This window comes from Thioalkalivibrio sp. ALJT (assembly GCF_000381825.1).
GTDB lineage: Bacteria > Pseudomonadota > Gammaproteobacteria > Ectothiorhodospirales > Ectothiorhodospiraceae > Thioalkalivibrio.
Genome location: NZ_KB907124.1, coordinates 202,290 through 224,258 on the forward strand (window position 1 = coordinate 202,290; position 21,969 = coordinate 224,258).

The following is a 21,969-nucleotide window of genomic DNA, read 5'->3' on the forward strand; positions in this document are numbered from 1 at the left end:
GGATATCCACCGCATCGATCCGGAGCGGTCAGACACTCGCCGAGGCGGTGCATGACCGGTCCGGCCGTCTTCTGATCCCGGCCGGCATGGTGCTCCAGGACAAGCAGATCCGCGTGCTGCGGTCCTGGGGTATCTGTACGGTCGACGTCGTCGAGGATGCACAGGATACGGACACCACCGGGGCCGATACGCCCCCGCCCCGTGTCTCCCGGAACGCCCCGAACAATGTCTCGGATACCGAGCAGCCCACATCCGTCATGGAAGAACAGGTCGACCGGGCTCTGGCTGACCGTTTTCGCCACTGCGATGTAACCCACTACCCGATGGATGGCATTTATCGCCTTGCACGTCAGCGACTCCTCGAAGAGCTGGTGCAATGCGGTGGCCGTGCGCCGAACGCATGAAGACGATCGAGGAATTCCTCAGCAAGGACGACTCCCTCTGTAGTTTTTCAGATACTTATAACACCATCTTCAAGCGCATTGCCGATCCTTCCGCAACGGTGGCCGGGATCGCCGAGGCCGTGGAGCTGGACCCGACCATCGCGGCCAAGACGTTGCGTATGGCGAATTCCTCGCTTTACGGTTTTCCCGAACCGATCGAGACCCTGCATCGAGCCATCAGCATCATCGGCCTGCAGCAGATCCGACAGATCGTGATGTCAACCATCGTGATTCAGAATTTTCGTGACCTGCCGGTGACCGGCGTGGATATGGAATCCTTCTGGCGGCACAGCATCGCGGTCGGCGTGCTCAGCCGTTCGATCGCCCGCTCTCGGCGCGAAGCCAACGTCGAACGCCTGTATCTGTACGGGATCATGCACGATCTCGGTCGCCTGCTGTTGTTCCTGCATCTGGGGCCGCGCACCGCGGAGCTGTTCGAACTGCGCGAACGCGAGCAGTGCCTGCTGCACGCGGCCGAGCGCGAGCTGCTGGGCTTTGACCATGCGGCTCTGGGTGCCGCCCTGCTGGAGGCATGGGGGATGGCCCCGGCCCAGATCGAAGCGACCTGTTACCACCACGCGCCGGAACAGGCCTCAACCTTCCCGCTTGAAACCGCGATTGTGCATGTGGCCGACAGTATCGCCCATGCCTTGCGGCTGGGCAGCTCCGGGGAGTTCTTCGTCCCCCCGGTGACACCGGAAACCTTCGACCGTATTGGCCTGGAGATGCCGATATACGAGGACATCATTGGCCAGGCCCGCGAGCATCTCGACCAGATGCAGGCGATCCTCCTTCGCTAACCCAGCCATGCTGGCAAAGGATGCTGTCGCATGAGCTCTTCTTCGCACCCGGCCGCAAACGTCGAGCTCAATACACTTCGGGAACGGGTCCAGTTTCTGGAAGAGGCGCTCGATTCCAGCGCCAGCGCGATGGAGGTGCTGGCCTCGACGACGGCGATCTTCGGCGATACCCGCCGCAGCCGCAGTCCCGAAAGGATCATCCAGAACAGCGCCCAGGCACTACGCGCCCTGCTGCCGGCACTGGACATGGCGATCTATATCGTCGACAACGAATGTTCGTTCAATCTGGCCCGCCAGGAACACCCGGGTACGCTGGAGCCGGACTTGCCCTGCATCGTCGAACAACTGATCGAGGATGGCCAGTTCGCCTGGGCCCTGCATCAGAGCCACGCGGTCTGTCTGCCCTCTCCAGTTGCGGACGAGAGCCTGATGCTGCATGTCATCTCCACCCGAACGCGGATTCGCGGCATGTTCGTCGCGCGCTTCCGCCAGGAAGACCTGCAGCGCTACGAGGTGATCCAGGCAACACTGACCATGCTGTTGTTCAATACCGCCTACGCCCTTGAAAGCGCAGACCTGTTTCAGATGATGGAGCGGCGCCAGCAGGCCCTGCAACGGGTTACCGAGCGGCAATCGCGCGACCTCCTGCATCATATGTCGCACGACTCGCTGACTGACCTCCCCAATCGGATGCTGTTCAGCGACCGCCTGTCGCAGGCGATCGAGCGCCATGCGGAGAACCCTGATCGTGTCGCGCTGATCCTTCTCGATCTGGACAACTTCAAGCGCATCAACGACTCGCTGGGTCATCGGGCAGGCGATGAACTGATCCGCAAGGTCGCGCAGGACCTGTCGGAGCTGCTTGATCGGGCCCGAGCGCACTCCGGAGGGCGGCTGCGCACCACTTTGTCACGTCTGGATGGCGACGAGTTCGGAATCCTGGTTGAGGACTCCCAGGGGCTGGACGGGATCGTGCGTCTGGTGACCGACGTTGTACGCAGCACGGCGACCGAACGCCGGATCTTTGAACAACCGGTCATCAGCAGTGTCTCCTGCGGTATTGCCGTCTATCCCTACGATGGAAAGGACGCGGACACCCTGCTCGGCAACGCCGACGTGGCGATGCACGAAGTCAAGCAGCGTGGTCGCAACGGTTTTCGGTTCTACACCCATGATCTTCACTCGCGCACCTTTCACCACTTCGAGCTGGAAAACGAGCTCGGGCAGGCCATCGCCAAGGATCAGCTGGTCCTGCACTACCAGCCCAAGGTCGCCCTCGACAGCGGCCGTATCCTCGGCGCCGAGGCGCTGATCCGCTGGCAGCACCCAACGCGCGGACTGCTGTTACCCGATCATTTCATCGCGGTGGCGGAGGCCATGACCCTGATCGAGGAGATCGGCGAGTGGGTGTTGCGCCAGGTCTGCCGTGATCTGCAGTCGCTGCGCCTGCCCCCGGAGCAATTGCCACGCATCGCGATCAATGTGTCCGCACGCCAGCTGCGTCATCCCGATCTGGCCGGCGACTTTCACCGCATCATCTCCGAGGCGGGTATCCCGCCACGTTGCATTGAACTGGAACTGACCGAGAGCACCATCGTAGATGATCCCGAGGGTGCCTTACGGGTCTTTCAACGCCTGCGCGAGCTCGGCATGTCGCTGGCCGTGGATGACTTCGGCACCGGCCACGCCTCGCTGATACAGCTCAAGCAGTTGCCGGCCGATACCGTGAAGATCGACCGCTCCTTCGTGATGGATCTGGACCAGGGCGCTGATCATTCCCGGATCGTGCATGCGATTATCCTGATGGCCCGCACCCTGGACCTGGACGTGATCGCGGAGGGCGTGGAGACCGCACGCCAGGCCGAGATCCTGCAGGAACTCGACTGCCACATCGCACAGGGGTACCTGTACGCGTACCCGGTCCCCTTCCCGCAATTCCGCGACTGGTTTCAGGATGCGGTCACGTTGCCTGTGACCACGGCCGGAGATTGAGGACGCTCGTTGCGCCTCGGGAGCACGAAAAAAGGGCCTCGCTCCCCTGCGCTCGCGACGATCGCCCTAACCCGACAGGCTCCCGGGATTCATTCGGGCTTCTGCGGGCCGGTCAGGACCACCGGATCCAGCAGCGCCTGCAGACGCTCGCGCGGGATATCCGTCTGCTCGGCCGCGACATCCACAATGGGCCGACCGCTGGCATAGGCCTCCTTGGCGATGCGTGCGCCCGCCTCGTAGCCGATTTCCGCGTTCAGTGCAGTCACCAGGATCGGATTGCGGTCCAGTGCCGCGCGCAGCACCCCTTCATTGACCGTAAAGCCGGCAATCGCGCGATCGGCGAGATGCTCGGCCGCCCCGGCCAGCAGGCCGATCTGCTGCAGCAGATTGTCGACGACCAGGGGCAGGCCGACATTCAGCTGGAAGTTGCCACCCTGCCCGGCCGCCGCGATCGCCACATCCAGCCCGACCACCTGCTGCGCAGCCATGATCACGGCCTCCGGGATCACCGGATTGACCTTGCCCGGCATGATCGAGCTACCCGGCTGCAGGGCCGGCAGTGCGATCTCCCCCAGCCCCGCAAGCGGCCCGGAATTCATCCAGCGCAGATCGTTGGCAATCTTGATCAGGCTGGTGGCCAGGGTGCGCAACTGCCCGGACAGTTCGACGGCTGTATCCTGACTGGCCAGTGCCGCAAACCCGTTTGCCTCACGCACAAAGGCCACCCCGGTGCGCTCGGCCAGACGCCGCGCCACGTGATCGCCGAACTCCGCCGGGGCATTGATGCCGGTGCCCACTGCGGTACCTCCAATGGCCAGCCGGTTCACCCGCTTGCGGGTGTCGCCCATCCGCTCGGCGTCCAGTTCCAGCTGGGTGCGCCACCCGGACAGCTCCTGACTCATGCGCACCGGCATCGCATCCATCAGATGGGTCCGCCCGGTCTTCACGATCGCCGTCAGTTCGCCCTCGCGGCGCGCGATCGTCGCGATCAGGTGGCGCAGTGCCGGCAGCAACCGCCGCTCCAGTTCCAGGCCGGCCGCCACATGCAGAGCCGTCGGGATCACATCATTGGAACTCTGCGAACGGTTCACATGATCATTCGGATGCACCGTCAGTGCGGCATCGGATGCCAGCCGGGCGATCACCTCGTTCATATTCATGTTGCTGCTGGTGCCGGAACCCGTCTGATAGACATCCACCGGGAAGGCATCGGCATGGTCTCCGCTGGCGAGACTGTCGGCCGCCGCGACGATCGCCCCGGCAACCGCATCCGGCAACTGGCCCAGGTTCTGGTTGGCCTCGGCGCAAGCGGCCTTGGTCAGCGCCAGGGCACGGATGAAGGCCGGCGGCAGCGGCCGCCCGCTGATCTGGAAGTTATCGATCGCACGCTGGGTCTGGGCACCCCACAGGGCCTCCTGCGGGACCTCCACCGTCCCCAGACTGTCCTGTTCCTGACGCATTGCGGGCTTCGCCATGCCTTTCTCCTGATTGAGTCCGCACCAGGCTCCAGGGTCCGGGGCAGGCCACGCCCGGCCAACCCATGGGGCCAACCGGGCCCGGCGCGATGCTGTATTGGATCTGAACGCCTTAGTATACTGCGCCGCCTGACCTGAACCCGACCCCGGAATGCCCATGTCTCTGAGCCCATTGAGCGCGATCAGCCCCGTCGACGGCCGTTATGCCCGCCACACCCGTGACCTCGCCCCCTATTTCTCCGAGCAAGGGCTGATGCAGGCCCGAGTGCGCGTCGAGATTGCATGGCTGAAGGCCCTGGCGGCGGAGCCTGCGATCCCAGAAGTCCCCGCGCTGACGACCGAGGCTGCGGCCTTCCTGGACGAGATTGCATTCAGCTTCGACGAAGTCGCAGGCACGCGCGTCAAGGAGATCGAGGCCACCACCAACCACGACGTCAAGGCCATCGAGTACTACATCAAGGAACAGATGTCGGACCGGGCCGACCTGCAGAGCCAGATCGAATTCGTGCATTTTGCCTGCACCTCGGAAGATATCAACAACCTCGCCTATGGCGTGATGGTCCGCGAGGCCCGTGATCACGTGATGCTGCCGGCCCTGGATGCCGTGCTGGCCCCCATGCGCGAGCTGTCCGCGCGCTTTGCCGACCAGCCGATGCTGGCGCGCACCCACGGCCAGCCCGCCTCCCCTACCACCATGGGCAAGGAGCTGGCCAACGTGGTCCAGCGCCTGGAACGCCAGCGTGCCGAGATTGCCGGCGTCGAGTGTCTGGGCAAAATCAACGGTGCGGTCGGCAACTTCAACGCCCATACCGTGGCCTACCCCGAGGTGGACTGGCCGGCCCTCTCGCAGCGCATGGTCACGAGCCTGGGCCTGGTGCCAAACACCCACACGACCCAGATCGAGCCGCACGACTTCCTCGCCGAGCTGTTCCACGCCTGCATGCGCATCAACACCATCCTGCTGGATGCCGCGCGCGATATCTGGGGCTACATCTCGCTGGGCTACTTCAAGCAAAAGGTCGTGGCCGGCGAGGTGGGTTCCTCGACCATGCCGCACAAGGTCAACCCGATCGACTTCGAGAACGCCGAGGGCAACCTGGGCCTGGCCAATGCCCTGTTCGATCACCTCGCCGGCAAACTCCCGGTATCGCGTTTCCAGCGCGACCTGACCGACTCCACGGTGCTGCGCAATATCGGCATCGCCTTTGCCTGGTCCCTGATCGCCTACAAGGCCTTCGGACGCGGGCTGGGCAAACTGGAGATCGAGCCGGGGCGACTGGCGGAGGATCTGGACCAGAACTGGGAAGTCCTGGGCGAGGCCGTGCAGACCGTGATGCGGCGCTACGGCATCGAGTCGCCCTACGAAAAGCTGAAGGAACTGACCCGCGGGCAGCGCATCACCCCCGAGGCCCTGGGCCGCTTCATTGACGGCCTCGAGATCCCCGAAGAGGCGCGCGCGCGGCTGCGCGAACTGACGCCGGCCGCCTACGTTGGCATCGCCGGCCGACTGGCCCGCGAATCCTGAGGACGGCGTGGCCGCACCGGACCCGCAGCAGCCTCTGACCATTCTGGGAGGGCTCACGCCGGCCGAGTTTCTGCGCGATTACTGGCAGCAGCGGCCCCTGCTGGTGCGCGGCGCGATCCCGGGCTTCGAAAATCCGATCGAGCCCGACGACCTCGCCGGGCTGGCGACCGACCCGGACGCGAGCAGCCGTCTCGTGCTCGGCCACCAGGACCGCCAGGACTGGGCGGTCGAATACGGTCCGTTCGCGGCGGAGCGCCTGGAACGGCTGCCCGAGCGCGACTGGACCCTGCTGGTCACCGACGTAGAGCGCTTCTGGTCCGACGGCCTCCATTTCCTTGCGCGCTTCGACTTCATCCCGCGCTGGCGCCGGGACGATCTGATGATCTCCTGCGCGGCCCCGGGCGGCTCGGTGGGTCCGCACGTGGATCAGTACGACGTGTTCCTGTTCCAGGCGGCCGGGCACCGGCGCTGGCAAATCCAGGACCCGCCCGGCGCGCTGGATTGCCACGATGATCTCCCGCTCGCGATCCTGCGCGACTTTGCGCCCACCGACAGCTGGGAACTGGGTCCTGGCGACTTGCTCTATCTGCCGCCCAACCTGCCGCATTACGGGCTGGCGCGGGATGCCCAGTGCATGACCTGGTCGGTCGGCTTCCGCGCCCCGAGCCTGCTGGACGTGTTCGGCGGCTATTTTGACGAACGCGCCAGCGCGCTCGACGAACAAACGCGCTTCGAAGACCCTGGCCGCGCCCCCGCCATACACCCCGGCGAGATTCCTTCCGGTGACCGGCGCATGCTGCGCGACAGCCTGCGCGCGTTGCTGGCTGCCGACGACGCCGAGCTGGACGCCTGCCTGGGGCGCTTCCTGACTCGCCCGACGCATTCCCTGGGTCTGGTGCCCGACGACCCTGCCCTGGCCTCCAGCGCCCCGGCGGATGCGGCGTTCGACGTCCATCCGGGGGTACGCCGGGCCTGGTTTCAGGGTATGGACGGCCCGGTACTATGTCTGGCCGGAAAGGATTATCCGCTGCCGCCGGTCGCGCCGGACGTGCTGGAGGCCTTCTGTCGCGCCCAGTCGCTCAGCGTGGCCGAATGGCGGGAAGCGGTACCGAATATCCGCGCGATCCTGCGCGACGGGCTTGCGGCCGGCTGGCTGGCGCCCCGCGACACCGACACCGACACCGGGCCATAACGGCTTCAGGCGGCGCGGGGCAAGCAGGCGCGTGCGGCGCGCTCGACCAATTCAGGGCCGGCATCGGCGTGGTGTGCCCCTTCGGTGAGGATGCGCCGCCACTGACGGGCACCAGGCTCGCCATGGAACAGCCCGAGGATATGTCGGGTCAGGCGCGCCAGCGGGACCCCGTCCCGGCGCATCGTCTCGGTCAGCGCGAGCACGCCGGCCAGCACCTCGTCACGGCGCGGGTCGCAATCGGCACCGAAATACAGCCGGTCCACCGCAGCCAGCGTCCATGGCTGATGATACGCCAGCCGCCCGAACATCACGCCATCGACATACGTCAGGTGCGAACGTGCCGCGGCGACGTCATCCAGCCCGCCGTTCAACACAATGCTCAGCTCCGGAAATTCCGCTTTCAGCCGATAGACGCGCGCATAGTCCAGCGGCGGTACATCGCGGTTGTCCTTCGGGCTCAGCCCCTGCAGCCACGCCTTGCGGGCATGGACCACAAAGGTCTGACAGCCCGCCGCGGCCACCGCCCCCACAAAGACGTGGAGATCGCGTTCCGAGTCCTGATCATCGATCCCGATACGGTGCTTGACTGTCACCGGCACGTCCACGGCGGACTGCATCTCGCCGATGCATTCCGCCACCAGCGCCGGCTGCGCCATCAGGCAGGCACCGAACGCCCCGGACTGTACGCGGTCGGACGGGCAGCCTACATTCAGATTGATCTCGTCAAAGCCACGATCGGCCGCGATGCGTGCCGCCTGTGCCAGCGTGGCCGGGTCCGACCCGCCCAGCTGCAGTGCGATCGGGTGTTCCACCGCGGCAAAGCCGAGCAGCCGGTCGCGGTCGCCATGAATGACCGCGTTGGCATGCACCATCTCGGTATACAACAATGCCCGTCGGGTCAGCAGCCGATGGAACTGGCGACACCAGGTGTCCGTCCAGTCCATCATCGGGGCCACCGAGAATCGCGGATCGCAGTGGCGAACCGTATTACCCACCCACCAGTCTCCGCGCGGGGCCGCCTGCAGCGTCAAATCTGAAAGGATTTCTCATCATGCCGGAATGCGAAACACCCGAAACGTTTCTCGATAGTGTCTCACACATGGTCGACCGGGCGATGAACTACCTGGAACTGCCGGAGGGCGCCCGTAACGCACTGAAGACCTGCGATTCCGTCATCCAGGTCAGCTTTCCGATCAGCTTTCGCGACCGCATCGAGGTCTTCAAGGGCTGGCGTGCCGTGCACTCATCGCATCGCCTGCCGGCCAAGGGTGGGCTGCGTTTCGCCCCCACCATGGACCAGGAACACGCCGAGGCCCTGGCCGCCCTGATGACCTTCAAGTGCGCGCTGGTGAATATCCCCTTCGGAGGCTCCAAAGGCGGGTTGCGAATCGACCCCCGCAACTACAGCCCCTGGGAGATGGAACGCATCACCCGGCGCTTCGCCCGAGAGCTCATCCAGCGCGGGTACATCAGCCCGGCCCAGAATGTCCCGGCACCGGACCTCGGGACCTCGGGACCTCGCAGCGCGAGATGGCGTGGATCATGGAGACCTATCGCGATCACCATCCGGAGGATGTCAACCATATCGCCGCCGTCACCGGCAAACCGGTCGAGATGGGTGGCATTCGGGGCCGTCTGGAGGCGACCGGCCGCGGTGTGCAGTACGCGCTGCAGGCGTTTTTTCGCGAATCCCAGGCCCCGCAGGACGCCGGGCTCAAGGGCAAGCTGGGAGACCAGCGCATCATTATCCAGGGCTTTGGCAATGTCGGCTCGCATGCGGCGCGCTTCCTGCACAAGAACGATCACGCAAAGATCGTCGGCATTATCAATATTGACGGCGGCATTTACGATCCGAATGGCCTGGATGTGCCCGCGGTCGACGAATATCTGCGCCGCAGCGGCACGCTCGAGGGCTATCCCGGGGTGCGCTTCGAGCGCAACGGCAACGTGCTGCTGGAGGAAGACTGCGACATCCTGATTCCGGCTGCACTGGAGGGCGTGATCCACCGCGATAACGCACACAAGATTCAGGCGAAACTGGTGGTCGAGGCTGCCAACGGACCCTGCACCTTCGAGGGCGACCGCATCCTCCAGGAGCGCGGCATCACCGTCCTGCCGGATGTCTATGTCAATGCCGGTGGCGTGATCGTGTCGTATTTCGAATGGGTGCGAAACCTGTCGCACATGCGCTTTGGCCGTATGGAGCGCCGCTATGACCAGAGCCAGGGGCAGCACATCGTCACCGCCATCGAGATGCTGACCAACCAGAGCGCCCCGGACTGGCTGCGCGACGCCATCGTCCGCGGCGCCGAGGAAATCGACCTGGTGCGATCCGGGCTGGACGACACGATGTGCGAAGCCTTCCGGGAGATGCACGAAGTACGCGAAGTGGAAAGCAACGGCCAGGTCCTGGACTACCGCACCGCCGCCTACCTGATCGCCTTGCGCAAGATCATCCGAGCGCGCAGCGACCTGAAACTGATCTGACCCGGCCGGTCTTGCATCTGACTCTCCTGGTCTTCCTGCGGGCACCGGGGCCGATGTATCGCCCTACCCCGGCTGCCCGTAACGCGACTCCAGCGCCGCGAACAACGCCCGCAGCCCCATGGCCTCGCCCCCCTTGGGCCGGCCGGGCCGGGCGCGGTCGTTGAAGGCCATGATGTCGAAATGGAGCCAGGTCGTCCCTTCGGGGACAAACTCGCGCAGGAACAAACCGGCAGTAATGGCCCCCGCATAGCCGCCGCTGGAACTGTTCGCGATATCGGCCACATCACTGTCGAGCATGTACCGATACGGGGCATGCAGGGGCAACTGGCAGATCGGGTCGTCCCATTCCCGCGCTGGCTCCACCAGAGCCCTTGCCCAGCCCTCGTCCTCGGTCAGGCAGGCGCTGATCTCGGTCCCCACCGCCACGCGCGCAGCCCCGGTCAGGGTGGCAAAGTCCACCAGAAGATCGGGATGGAATGAACCGGCGCGATCCAGCAGGTCCGCCAATACCAGACGGCCCTCGGCATCCGTGTTGTCAATTTCAATGCGCTTGCCATTGCGGGCGGTCAACACATCGCCGGGACGGAACGCACCGGCACCGATTGCGTTTTCCACCGCACCGATCAACACCGTCAGCCGCACCGGCAGAGCTTGTGCCATGATCAGACGCGCCAGCCCCAGCACAATGGCGGCCCCGCCCATATCCTTCTTCATCTGACGCATGGAGTTGCCCGGCTTCAGATTCAGCCCGCCGGAATCGAAGCACACGCCCTTGCCCACCAGCACCAGCGAGGGGGCATCGGGCGGGCCCCAGGTCAGCTCGATGACACGGGCGCCGTGTTCGCTGGCAGCCCCCACTGCATGCACGCAGGGAAATGTTTCTTCCAGTTTGTCGCTGTCACTGACCACATGCAGGCTGCAACCGTAGGCCTCGGCCAGGTCCCGTGCCTGCAGCGCCAGATTGGCCGGCATCATGTCGGCCGCGGGGGTGTTGATCAGGTCGCGCGTCAGCGTGATGGACTCCACAAATGCCAGCACCCGGTCGCGGTCGGCGTCCGCAGGCCACACCAGCCGCGGGGCCCGGTCCGGAGCCTCCCGGTAGCGGTCGAAGCGATAGCGACCAAGTCCCCAGCCGATGGCGGCGAGGTTCTGGATGTCGGGGTTCAGGAAATCGGTCTCGAGCTGGTAATCGCCGGTGCCAAGGGTCTCCGCCGCCGCGGCCAGCATCCAGATCGGGGTCTCTGCGTCAAAACCGGCCAGCACTGCGGCCAGGCCACCCTCCGCATCGGGGATGCGCAGGATGCCCCCCGGCTCCGCCTCGTAGCCGGAGGCCTCCACCCAGTTGCGCCAGGACTCCGGCGCACTCTCCAGGCGCACTGGCAGGGACTCGGGGCTCACCGGGATCAACGGGATGGCGGTATCGGACGACGCAACAAAAACAGAATCCACGCGGCTTTCCTCGAAAACAGTCGAAAGCCTTCATAATACGCGCCTTGTCGATCCCCGGGCGCCGGTCGAATCCGGGCGGTGATTGCGTGCGCAGTGGGAGAACGGCCTCGTTTGGCGTGCTCCCGCATGCGCAGCCGATCCGCCCCGCATCCGGCAAGGGCCCGGGGTTCCCCCCATGTTGTCGAACAGGATGTGCCCATGACGCCAGCGCTGGAGATTCGCGGGCTGAAAAAGACCTACAAAAACGGCTTCCAGGCCCTCAAGGGCATTGATCTCGAGGTCGCACCGGGAAGCTTCTTCGCCCTGCTGGGGCCGAATGGCGCCGGCAAGTCGACCACCATCGGGATCATTACCTCGCTGATCAACAAGACCGCGGGCACGGTCAAGGTGTTCGGCCACGACCTCGACACCGACCTGCAGGCGGTCAAGCGCTCCATTGGTCTGGTGCCGCAGGAGTTCAATTTCAATAACTTCGAGCCGATTGGCGAGATCGTGGTGAATCAGGCCGGCTATTACGGGATCCCGCGTAACGAGGCCTGGGAACGCTGCGAGCATTACCTGAACGAGCTCGGCCTGTGGGAAAAGCGCAAGGACATGGCGCGCACGCTCTCCGGCGGCATGAAACGACGCCTGATGATTGCACGTGCCCTGGTGCACGAACCCCGTCTGCTGATCCTGGACGAACCCACCGCCGGGGTGGATATCGAACTGCGGCGCTCGATGTGGGACTTCCTCACCCGCATCAACACCGATGGCCGCAGCATTATCCTCACCACTCACTACCTGGAAGAGGCGGAGACGCTGTGCCGCAACATCGCGATCATCGATGATGGCGGCATCATCGAGAACACCACCATGAAGCAGTTACTGGCCAAGCTGGAGACCGAGACCATGGTCCTGGATCTCAGCGAGCCGCCGCCCGGCATACCGCAGGACGCCCCGCTGGCACTGCGTCAGCTGGACGACCTGACCCTCGAGGTGGATATCCGCCGCGGCCAGCACCTGAACGACCTGTTCCGGGTCCTCGATCAGGCCGGCATTCGGGTTCACAGCATGCGCAACAAGTCCAACAGGCTGGAGGAGCTGTTCCTGCGCATGACCCGCAATGGCCAGACGCCGAGCCACCTGACGCCGGGCGCCGGCGGTACCAGCGAGCAGCCGGAGAACCAGGCATGAGCCCATCTCACCTGCAACAGTACTGGACCGCCTTTCGCACCATCGTCACCAAGGAGGTGCTGCGTTTTGCCCGTATCTGGGTGCAGACCATCCTGCCCCCGGTGATCACGACCGCCTTGTACTTCATCATTTTCGGCGGACTGATCGGCGAGCGCATCGGCGAGATGGAAGGCTACCGCTACATGGACTTCATCGTCCCGGGCCTGATCATGCTCGCGGTCATCACCAACAGCTATTCCAACGTCGTCTCGTCGTTCTTCGGGTCCAAGTTCCAGCGTCATATCGAGGAGATGCTGGTCTCCCCGATCCCCAACAGCGTGATCATCCTTGGCTTTGTGTTCGGAGGCGTGGCGCGCGGGCTCGCCGTGGGCGTGGCCGTACTCCTGATCTCGCTGTTCTTCAGCCCCCTCAGCGTGCACAACCTGCCGGTCATGCTGGTGATCGTGCTGATGACGTCCATCCTGTTCGCCCTCGCCGGCCTGATCAACGGCGTATTTGCCCGCACCTTCGACGACATCGCCATCGTCCCGACCTTTGTGCTCACGCCGCTCACCTATCTCGGCGGGGTGTTCTACTCCGTCAGCCTCCTGCCGGAGTTCTGGCAGGGACTCTCCATGCTGAACCCGATTCTGTACATGGTCGATGCCTTCCGCTATGGCAGCCTCGGGCACAGCGACTTCCCCGTCGCCCTGTCCTTTGCCATCATCGCCGGCTTTATCACGGTGCTGTACAGCGTCGCACTGATTCTGCTCAACCGCGGGGTCGGCATTCGATCCTGAGAAAGACCCTGCGCCTGTATACCGCGAAGCCACCGGGGCACGCCCCCGGGAGCCTGTCGGTGTAAAATCGCGCAAAAAACGTGGTATAAAGTGGAAACTTCTCGGGTCCAGGGTCTTATGGTCAAGAACAGAAAGAAACTCCATCTCTTTCTGGCGGGTACCGCCGGTCTCACCATTGTGGTGGGCAGCAGCCTGTTTCTGTCTTCGCGCCCTGCCGAGACCTCCCAGCCGCTCTCAATCGGCGCGGGCAAGCCCCTGGCCGATATCCAGCTCCCGGTGACATCGCTTGACCACCCGGCCGGCGGTGCGACCATCCATCCCGTATCCAATGGCCGGGTCAATGGCAGTGCGGAAACCATTGCAGCCGCTACCGACACCCTGGACGATCCAGCCCTGCAATACGCATCGTTTGCCATCGAGCCGGATGCAGATGCCCCGACCTCACCGGATGCGGACGCCCCGACCTCGTATGAGACCTTCGATCTCGACGACGAAGATCCGCACGCCATCGACCCTGAAGACTCCGACTGGAAAAGCCACACCCTCAAGGAAGGCGAACGCCTGACCGACCTGTGGGAACGCGACTGGGAACTGCCTCTGGCCACGCTCTACCGCCTGCTGGACGACAGCGATAATGCCTCCATCCTGAATCGCGTCCGCCCCGGTCAGGAGATCGAATGGCAGGTGGACGAAGACGGCTACCTGACACACATGCGCCTGTGGACCGACCGCGCCAGTGGACACGAGTGGGTGCGCGAGGCCGACGGCTGGGACTTCGACCGCGCCGAGGTCGAGAACGGGCGCGAGTTCAGTCACCTGATCATCCACGCAGAGATCGACGGCAACATTGCCTCGGCGCTGGCCGCGCGTACGGATCTCAGCCCGGGCGCAACCAATGCCCTGGCCGTGCTGCTGGACCGCTACCTCCCGGTGCGCACCCATGCCCGCACCGGCGACCAGTTCACCCTGCTGGTCGAACAGGAGACCCTGGTCGGTGACGACACCCCGCACAATCTCCGCTTGCTGGCCTTTGACTACGAAGGCCAGCGCATCGAAGTGCGCGCGGCCCGTAACGTCAATGGCCGGTTCTACACCCCGGAAGGCGAAAGTCTGCTGCCGCCGTTCGATCGTCGCCCCTTCGCCGGCAACTATCGCATCAGTTCCGGTTTCAATCCGCAGCGGCGCCATCCGGTCACCGGCCGCATCGCTCCGCATCACGGGACCGACTTTGCCATGCCGATCGGCACGCCGATCCTTGCGCCGGCGGACGGCCGCGTCACCCGGGTCGAGAATCACCCCCATGCGGGCCGCTTCATTGTCATCGAGCACGGCCAGGGATACTCCACCCGCTATCTGCATCTGGATCGCCAGCTGGTGCGTCCGGGACAGACGGTGGAACGTGGCGACCGCATCGCCCTGTCCGGCAACACCGGGCGCAGCACCGGCCCGCATCTGCATTACGAGATCCACGTAAACAATCGCCCGCAGAACCCGATGCGGGTCGCGCTCCCGGAAAGCGATTCACTGGAAGGCGACGAACTGGACCGCTTCAAGTCCATCAGCCAGACCCTTCTGGCGCAACTGGACGCAGGCCAGCGCAATCAGCAGGTCGCCTTCACTCCGTTCGAAGAACTGACTCGCTAATTGTGCACCGTCGGGCCGTTATCGGCCCGGCGTACCTGCCCCCGCACACGTGACACCCGTACCCGTCTCCTACCCCGTACTCGACCGGGCGCGCCTGGAATGGCGCGACGGGCTCCCGTTCGCCGTCGACTACGGGGATGGCTACTTCGGGTCCCGTGATCCCCGCTCCGAGGTGCAGGAGGTCTTCATAGGGGCCAACGCCCTCGCCTCTCGATTCCGCCAGTGCCGCCGATTCGTACTGGCCGAGACCGGCTTTGGCAGCGGGCTCAACCTGCTCATGGCCTTGCAGACCTGGCGGCACGAGGCCCCTCCCGGGGCGTTTCTGTCCATGCTGAGCCTGGAGGCCCACCCCCTGGCCCCGGAGGACCTGGCTGCGATTCACGCCACACTGGGACTCGACGGTACCGACGCGCGCCGGTTGCGCAGCCAGTACCCGCCCCCGGTAGCCGGGCTGCACCGCATCGAGTTTCCCGAGGCCCGCGCCGTATTGACCCTGGCTTTGGGCGATGCCGCGCCCCTGCTGAGCGGGGTTGCGGGACAGGTGGATGCGTGGTTCCTGGATGGTTTCGCGCCGCGCAGCAACCCCGCGCTCTGGAACACGGGCGTCTTTCGCCAGATCGCGCGGCTGTCGGCGCCCGGCGCCACCTTCGGCACCTATACCGCGGCGGGACAGGTCCGGCGCGACCTCGAGGACGCCGGATTCGAGGTCCGGCGCGTACCGGGCCACGGCCGCAAGCGCGAGCGCCTGCAGGGAACCCTGCGTACCCGCCCGAATACGCCGGTATCCTCGCGCAGCGTGCCCGAACGGGTCGCCGTGGTCGGGGCCGGTCTGGCAGGGCTTGCGGCGGCACATGCCCTCCAGGCACGGGGCGTCACGGTGGAGGTATTCGACCCCGCGGGCGTCGCAGGCGGGGCCTCCGGCAACCCGGCCGGTGTGCTTTTGCCCAACCTGCATCCTCAAGACCTGGAATTGAACCAGATCGCCCTGGCCGGTATGCGGCACACCGCCGCACTCACTGACCACCTCGAGGGGAAGACCCACCGGCCCATTCGTCTCGCCTCGGGGGTCGCCTTTCATGGCATTAGCGCCCACGGGCGCAAGCGCGTACAGCGTCTGCAAAAGGCCGGACCGGCCCGCGCCGGCCTGCTCTTCGCTCCCGAGGGACCAGGCTGCAACCCGGCCCCGCACCTGTTCTATCCCGACGCTCTCGCCCTGGACATCCGCGCGCTCTGCGAAGCCCTGGCGGCCGAGCTGGCCCCCGTCCGGCACGAGACCGTGCAGGATATCCAGACCCTGGCGAACGGATCCCTGCGCCTTCAGGGGGCCTCCGGGCTCGAGGAATACGATGCGGTCGTGCTCGCCCTGGCGGCCGGCCACCAGCGGCCCCTTTGCCCGGAACAGGCAGCCATTGCGACAGTGGACGGTCAGATGAGCCGGATACAGGCCCCCCTGCCGGACTGGGGCGGGTTTGTCGCGACCGGGCAGGGCTACTGTATCCCGGAGGCTCACGGCCGGGCCTGGATTGGCGCGACCTACCGACATACCGCTGCACCGGCGACCACGGCGCCTGCGTACACCACAGCAGAGGACGATCAGGCCAACCTCCGGCACCTGTCCTGGGTACCGGGACTGCAGGACCCGTCCGAAGTGAAAGTGCTCGCGCGCTGGGCCGGCACGCGGGCCGTCGTGCGGGATCGACTCCCGCTGGTCGGCCCCAGCCGCATGGACCCGGAAGGCCGGGTGATGCTGAGCCTGGCCCACGGCTCGCGCGGCCTGCTGTACGCCCCGCTCGCAGGAGAATGGCTGGCAGATCACCTGCTGGGGTTGATCGAACCCCTCGATGCGCATACGCGGGCACGTCTCGACCCCATGCGGATTGCCGTTCCAGGTGAGGATTCCGCCGAGTCCTGAGCTGAGCGGTTTCCGGACTGACGCAGCAGGAGGCGGCTGGAGACCCGTTCCCGAACGGCCTCGACCCAGGCAGACACCCGATGCGAATCAGGTAATTGAATGGTGGGGACGGCCGGAATCGAACCGGCACGGGCTTGCGCCCAGCGGATTTTAAGTCCGATGCGTCTACCAGTTCCGCCACGCCCCCGGAGCCGCCGCATCATACCGCGCACTCCCGAACACCGCACCCGTCAGCCGACCGGCGTTGTCGAGGACGGAGATCCGCTACCGGGCTCGACAGCCCCTGCCGGCGGCGCGTCGGCCGCCGGCAGCTCGGCAAGCGGTAACGGCACGTGCAGTGCGCCCGCGATGGCACGCAGCAATTCCACCTCGCCAATCACCGTTTGCCCCCCATGCGTAATGGTCGCGAGCATGGCATTGATCAGGGCCTGCTTGTCCGCCGGCCGCAGACCATCCAGGGCCTCCAGCGCGGTATCCAGCACCTGATGCCACGCACCGCCATCGCCCACGCGCGACAGGGCCTGATCCGCGGCCGCCTCGGCGTCTTCTACCGTCAAAGACGTCAACCCGGCCACGACCGCCGCACGCGCAGCGACGGCATCACCCGGATGCCCGTGCCGCGCCAGGATCGCCAGAACATCCTGCGCGGGCTCGATATTCCGGGCCAGCTTCGCCCGCCCACTCGGCCGCGCCCGGTCCGGCTGTTCCAGATCGCGCAACTGCCGGCGCAGCAACAGCCCCGTCGCGTACTCGAACGGCGAGACCCGGCCATCGGCCCGGATCAACTCGGCGATCAGCCCCTCCAGCGCCAGGCGTTCCTCGCGCGGGCGGTGCCGCAGCACCGGGAAGCTCATCTCCAGTAGCGGTATCCGCAGATCCGCCTGCAGCTCCGGCACAGCATCCAGCAGATTCCGCACCCGCGTCTCACTCTCGCCACCGCGCACCTTTGCGATCTGCAAAAGCTGCGCATCGCGCACGTCCTGATCGGGGCTGATCAGCAGGTACAGCAGCACCTCGACGCCCCAGGCATCCGAATGCGCGGCGCGCTCCAGTGGCCCCGGCATGGACGCCACCAGCAAACCAGCCCCCAGGATCTGCGCCAGCCCCGGGTCTCCGATCTGGTCCACCAGTCGTGTCGGGTCCAACAGCAGTCCGCCCGGTCCGTGTGCCGGTGCTGCCTCCCGAGCTGCGGCTTCGGCCTCGGCCTGCGCCTCCCGTTCCGCACGGCGGGCCTGCGCGTCCTCCTCCATGCGCTGGCGGATGGTCGCCAGCTCATCCTCCTGGAACCCGGGCTCGATCGCCTGAATCCGCGGCACCAGCGGCGGATGGGTCGCAAACATCTGCCCCAGGGCCCCCGAGGCAAACAGCATGTGCCCCACCTCCTCGGTGTCGGCGCGCATCGCGCCCTGGCTGGCCCCGATCTTCTTCAGTGCGCCGGCAATGCCCGCAGGCTGACGCGTGAACTGCACCGCCGAGGCATCCGCCAGATACTCGCGCTGCCGCGATACCGAGGCCCGAATCCAGCGCCCGAAGAACAGGCCGATATACCCCACCACCATCAGTGCCACACCCGCGGCCACAATGCCCCCGGCGTTGCGGTTGTTGCGCGACAGGCGCATCGCCAGCAACATGCGCTGACCAATCAACGCCAGCAGCAGGATACCGAACAGCATCCCCATCAGGCGGATGTTCAGGCGCATGTCGCCATTGAGAATATGCCCGAACTCGTGCGCGACCACGCCCTGGAGCTCATCGCGGTCCAGCTGCTCCAGTGCACCGCGGGTCACGGCAATGGCCGCATCGTCCGGCGAATACCCGGCCGCAAACGCATTGATACCCGACTCCTGCTCGAGCACATAGATCTCCGGCACCGGCACGCCAGAGGCGATCGCAATCTCCTCCACCACGTTGACCAGGCGCCGCCGCAGCGGATCGCGGGTATCCCCGTCCACCCGAGTCCCGCCCAGCTCACGCGCCACTGCACCGCCGCCATCACGCAGGCCTATGGTGCGATAAAGGCTACCCAGCCCGATCAGCCCCAGGGTCAGCACACTGGTCCACACCATCACATCCACATTGCCCGCGAGAAAATCCCGGGTCAGCCAGGGTTCGCCCTGTGCCACCGGCTCCCCCTGGCCCAGCAGCACCAGCACGATCGCATTCATCACCAGCACAATGGCCAGCACCGCCAGCGCAAACAGCACCAGCAGCCCCCGGGTACGCCGCTGCGCCCGGTCCTGATGTTCGAAGAAGTTCATCGCCCAGCCCGTATCAGGAGAAGTTGACCTGTACCGCCTCGCGCTTGCGCTCGTCCTCGATCTCCAGCATCTGCGCCGGGCGGAACGCGAAGTTATTGGCAATCAGACTGTTCGGGAACATCTCGCGCAGGATGTTGTACTGCATCACCGCATCGTTGAAGCCCTGACGTGCATAGGCCACACGGTTCTCGGTACTGGTCAGCTCCTCGGAGAGCTGCATCATGTTCTCGTTCGCCTTCAGATCCGGATAGTTCTCGGACAGCGCAAACAGCCGACCCAGTGCGCCAGATACCCCCTGCTCGGCCCCCGACAGCCGCTGCACCGCCTCGGCATTGGTGGGATCACCCTTCGCCTCCTGCAGGCGGTTCACCGCCTGATTGCGCGCCTGGATCACCGCCTCCAGGGTGTCGCGCTCATGGCTCATGTAGCGATCCGCCACCTGCACCAGGTTCGGGATCAGGTCATAGCGCCGAGTCAACTGCACATCAATCTGGGCAAACGCATTCTTGTACCGATTACGCGCCGTCACCAGCCGGTTGTACGTCCAGATCCCCCAGATCACCAGCAGTACGAGGATTCCCAGCACCACCCACATCATATCCATCCCGCCACACTCCTTGACCGTAGGAACCGCGAGTGTACGCCGGATGCCCGGCGCCCACTACGCCCACATCACGCCCACCCGCCCCGACGAGCCGCCCAAACCGCCCTATCCAACCAGCGAATTTGGGCCACCAACCCCTCCACCCTTATACTCGTGCCGCGTTCGTCTCCGTAGCTCAGCTGGATAGAGCGGCCCCCTCCTAAGGGGCAGGTCGCAGGTTCGAATCCTGCCGGGGACACCACATTCCCAGCCTTTTCCGACACCTACGCCACGCCTTCACCCCAGCCACCCGGTATCGACCCGCGCCAATCAGCCCTTCACTGTGGCAACCGCGTGGCAAGACCGTTGCACTACACATCCCCTGTGTGCTGGTCTAATTTTCGTGGACACCTCGATCGGTGGAATGATTGGGATCTGATCGAGGAGACGATATGGGACGCAGGAATTTTGATCCGGAGTACAAGCTTCGGGTGGCCCGGATGGTGGTGGATGAGGGCCAGAGTGTGCCGCAAGTGGTGCGGGACACCGGGGTCGGCGAGACGGCCGTTCGACGCTGGGTCGAGCAGCTCAAGGCGGATCGCGCTGGAGAAGCCGGCGACGGCCGGCCCCTGACGCCGGAGCAGCGGCGGATCCGGGAGCTGGAGGAAGAGAACCGTCGGCTGCGGGAGGACAAGGCGATCCTAAAAAAGGCCTCCGCCTTCTTCGCCCGGGAACTGCTGTGATGCATCGCTGCATCACGACGCTGGCGAACAAGGCTCCGGTACAACGGGTCTGTGATCTGCTGGAGGTGAACCGGTCGGGCTACCCCTCCTTCGCGAATCATGGGCGTCAGACCTAGCCAGCGCAAAAGCGACTATCCCCGCATCTCCCGTCCTTTCCCTACATAGAAGTCGCATTTGCTCCCCAAAATCACCCCAATAAGCCCGAATTACGCGTCGGTTCTACTTTTTTCTCTCGTTCGTTCAGACGGTTATCGTGGTCCGACCCCGTCATTCCGGTAGAACCTGACCGGTGGCAAGGCGCTTGAGTTCTCGGGCAGGCTTTCCGGTGCCAGGTCAGCTTGCCACCCCCGCTCTAAAGCCCACTGTCTGAGAGAAATATCATCAATCATTGGATAATCAAATGAGCGAGGGTGAGGAGTCGAAGACGGGAACGCTTTAACGACCTGCTCATAAGGGATCACCAGATCTTTTTTATCGGTTGCCTCGAGTTCTGAATCCAGCGCATCTTTCCATTTAGAATCCTCAGAATCAGTCATTTCTAGTGCCCCTTTCTCATTCGCCTAACGTCTAAGCTAAGCGGCGCGGCGTTAGCCGCGTCCGGTGGAGCGCGAAGCGCGGAACGAACTTGAGCGACTTGTTATGTTTCATCTCGGCTCTTCTTCCAGGGTCGCTTTATCTGCCCAGTTGTCGCTGAGTCAACGTTTCTAATTGCACCAGGATAAAACTCTGAGAGAAGTTCCCGCGGGTCAACACCAGAGTCTCTGAATGTCCCAATAAGCTGGAAGCGAGCGACTGTGCCAGCCCTTATTCGTCTTATATTGAAGATAACTAAGGCACCATTTGCAGCTAAGCCGAGGGGCACATCAAAGCGGCTCTCATCGTAATCTATGGTTCTTACATCAATGGCTGAAAAGCCTGGAAAATATAGAGTTGGCTTCTGATTACCTGGGATTTGTTCTCCGGATATGTCGGCTCGCCCCTTCAGCCTCAGTTCAATATTGAAGACGGTGAGATTATTTATTGGGCTTCCTCGCAAGAACATTGAGAGCTTATCGTGAAATTCGCCGGGATCAAGATAAGCAGCCACCTGCACGTTGAAGCAAAGCCGCGGACGGTGAATAAATCGGGTCGTAACCCAATAGGTGACTAATCCACCCGCCACTAGGCCGGCGATCAAAAGGGCGATATCCATGGCCTCCCCTCAATGTTGGAAAGTGGAAACATCACGCGAAGCTGAGCCGCCGGGCCGCCGTAGGTGGGCGGGTCCGGAACCTGTCAACCTGTTTCGGACGCCTCACACGGAGGATAATGTATTTTCCGTCCTCGCCCTGGCTGCGCCCATGGTCGGGAAATTCACGACCATGGACTCGCCGGCATCCGCCTCTTCGGGTGACACCGGGTTGATGGTCACCACCTCCGGCGGTCGGGCGGCGACGGGTGCCCCTTTGACGAAGCGCTCGGGGTGATTGCGGTACTGGGCATCGAGCACCTGCTGTCGCTGCGTACGGATG

The 21,969-nt window shown here is 64.7% G+C and carries 18 protein-coding genes, 2 tRNA genes and 1 pseudogene; 12 read left to right on the plus strand and 9 right to left on the minus strand.

All coding sequences use genetic code 11. The features are described from left to right. Positions 1-47 precede the first annotated feature (47 nt). From G332_RS0106700 to G332_RS0106710, 3 genes are read left to right on the plus strand one after another with little or no spacing between them, the layout of a single operon-like run. Positions 48-404, plus strand: a complete 357-nt coding sequence (locus G332_RS0106700; protein WP_019626231.1) for a hypothetical protein — start codon at positions 48-50, stop codon at positions 402-404. Further along, positions 401-1,243, plus strand: coding sequence for an HDOD domain-containing protein (locus G332_RS0106705; protein WP_026340675.1), 843 nt, complete (start codon positions 401-403; stop codon positions 1,241-1,243). The genes G332_RS0106700 and G332_RS0106705 overlap by 4 nt, the downstream gene beginning before the upstream one ends. 30 nt (positions 1,244-1,273) lie before the next feature. Next, positions 1,274-3,235, plus strand: a complete 1,962-nt coding sequence (locus tag G332_RS0106710) for a bifunctional diguanylate cyclase/phosphodiesterase (RefSeq protein ID WP_019626233.1) — start codon at positions 1,274-1,276, stop codon at positions 3,233-3,235. An 89-nt stretch (positions 3,236-3,324) separates the two neighbouring features. Here G332_RS0106710 and G332_RS0106715 read toward each other — a convergent pair whose 3' ends face one another. After that, positions 3,325-4,710 (minus strand): lyase family protein, encoded by a 1,386-nt coding sequence (locus G332_RS0106715; protein ID WP_019626234.1) that lies wholly within the window; start codon positions 4,708-4,710, stop codon positions 3,325-3,327. 157 nt (positions 4,711-4,867) lie between these two features. Here G332_RS0106715 and purB point away from each other — a divergent pair, with 157 nt between their 5' ends. Together purB and G332_RS0106725 are read left to right on the plus strand one after the other, a co-directional pair. Further along, the gene (purB, locus tag G332_RS0106720; protein ID WP_026340676.1) at positions 4,868-6,235 is read left to right on the plus strand and encodes an adenylosuccinate lyase; all 1,368 of its coding nucleotides are present in this window, start codon (positions 4,868-4,870) and stop codon (positions 6,233-6,235) included. A gap of 7 nt (positions 6,236-6,242) precedes the next feature. Further along, entirely contained in the window at positions 6,243-7,427 is a 1,185-nt protein-coding gene (locus tag G332_RS0106725; RefSeq protein WP_019626236.1) for a JmjC domain-containing protein, read from the plus strand. A 5-nt stretch (positions 7,428-7,432) separates the two neighbouring features. Here the strand turns inward: G332_RS0106725 and dusA are convergent, their stop codons facing one another. Next, positions 7,433-8,374, minus strand: a complete 942-nt coding sequence (gene dusA / locus G332_RS0106730) for a tRNA dihydrouridine(20/20a) synthase DusA (protein ID WP_038059578.1) — start codon at positions 8,372-8,374, stop codon at positions 7,433-7,435. A gap of 104 nt (positions 8,375-8,478) precedes the next feature. Between dusA and G332_RS12705 the strand changes: the two are divergent. Next, positions 8,479-9,914 (plus strand): annotated as a pseudogene (locus tag G332_RS12705) (Glu/Leu/Phe/Val dehydrogenase). 63 nt (positions 9,915-9,977) lie between these two features. On the opposite strand, the gene G332_RS0106740 reads toward G332_RS12705, so the two are convergent. Next, positions 9,978-11,363, minus strand: coding sequence for a M17 family metallopeptidase (locus G332_RS0106740; RefSeq protein ID WP_019626239.1), 1,386 nt, complete (start codon positions 11,361-11,363; stop codon positions 9,978-9,980). 198 nt (positions 11,364-11,561) lie between these two features. Between G332_RS0106740 and G332_RS0106745 the strand changes: the two genes are divergently transcribed. The 4 genes from G332_RS0106745 (at position 11,562) to mnmD (ending at position 16,874) form a co-directional block, all read left to right on the plus strand. Beyond that, positions 11,562-12,539: an ABC transporter ATP-binding protein gene (locus tag G332_RS0106745; protein ID WP_019626240.1), complete on the plus strand. Its 978-nt coding sequence runs from the start codon at positions 11,562-11,564 to the stop codon at positions 12,537-12,539. Further along, positions 12,536-13,318 (plus strand): ABC transporter permease, encoded by a 783-nt coding sequence (locus tag G332_RS0106750; protein ID WP_019626241.1) that lies wholly within the window; start codon positions 12,536-12,538, stop codon positions 13,316-13,318. The genes G332_RS0106745 and G332_RS0106750 overlap by 4 nt, the downstream gene beginning before the upstream one ends. A gap of 117 nt (positions 13,319-13,435) precedes the next feature. Beyond that, on the plus strand, positions 13,436-14,962 hold the full coding sequence (locus G332_RS0106755; RefSeq protein WP_019626242.1) for a peptidoglycan DD-metalloendopeptidase family protein: 1,527 nt from the start codon (positions 13,436-13,438) through the stop codon (positions 14,960-14,962). A 94-nt stretch (positions 14,963-15,056) separates the two neighbouring features. Next, the gene (mnmD, locus tag G332_RS0106760) at positions 15,057-16,874 is read left to right on the plus strand and encodes a tRNA (5-methylaminomethyl-2-thiouridine)(34)-methyltransferase MnmD (RefSeq protein ID WP_026340677.1); all 1,818 of its coding nucleotides are present in this window, start codon (positions 15,057-15,059) and stop codon (positions 16,872-16,874) included. Positions 16,875-16,974: 100 nt separating this feature from the next. On the opposite strand, the gene G332_RS0106765 is transcribed toward mnmD, so the two are convergent. From G332_RS0106765 to G332_RS0106775, 3 genes are all read right to left on the minus strand, one after another. Next, positions 16,975-17,061 (minus strand) — tRNA-Leu (locus G332_RS0106765). A gap of 43 nt (positions 17,062-17,104) precedes the next feature. Further along, a complete protein-coding gene (locus G332_RS0106770; protein ID WP_019626244.1) occupies positions 17,105-19,132 on the minus strand; it encodes a M48 family metallopeptidase in 2,028 nt (675 codons plus the stop codon). 13 nt (positions 19,133-19,145) lie between these two features. Beyond that, the gene (locus G332_RS0106775) at positions 19,146-19,736 is read right to left on the minus strand and encodes a LemA family protein (RefSeq protein ID WP_019626245.1); all 591 of its coding nucleotides are present in this window, start codon (positions 19,734-19,736) and stop codon (positions 19,146-19,148) included. Between the two features lie 164 nt (positions 19,737-19,900). On the opposite strand from G332_RS0106775, the gene G332_RS0106780 reads away from it, so the two are divergent. Together G332_RS0106780 and G332_RS0106785 are read left to right on the plus strand one after the other, a co-directional pair. Continuing rightward, a tRNA-Arg gene (locus tag G332_RS0106780) sits at positions 19,901-19,977 on the plus strand. 190 nt (positions 19,978-20,167) lie between these two features. Next, positions 20,168-20,458 (plus strand): IS3 family transposase, encoded by a 291-nt coding sequence (locus G332_RS0106785; RefSeq protein WP_026340679.1) that lies wholly within the window; start codon positions 20,168-20,170, stop codon positions 20,456-20,458. 248 nt (positions 20,459-20,706) lie between these two features. Here G332_RS0106785 and G332_RS13490 read toward each other — a convergent pair whose 3' ends face one another. The 3 genes from G332_RS13490 to G332_RS13670 form a co-directional block, all read right to left on the minus strand. Continuing rightward, on the minus strand, positions 20,707-20,994 hold the full coding sequence (locus G332_RS13490; RefSeq protein ID WP_156000779.1) for a hypothetical protein: 288 nt from the start codon (positions 20,992-20,994) through the stop codon (positions 20,707-20,709). 101 nt (positions 20,995-21,095) lie between these two features. Next, entirely contained in the window at positions 21,096-21,650 is a 555-nt protein-coding gene (locus G332_RS13495; RefSeq protein WP_156000781.1) for a hypothetical protein, read from the minus strand. A gap of 102 nt (positions 21,651-21,752) precedes the next feature. Beyond that, the coding region (locus G332_RS13670; RefSeq protein ID WP_019626248.1) for a hypothetical protein at positions 21,753-21,969 on the minus strand (217 nt) is incomplete at its 5' end.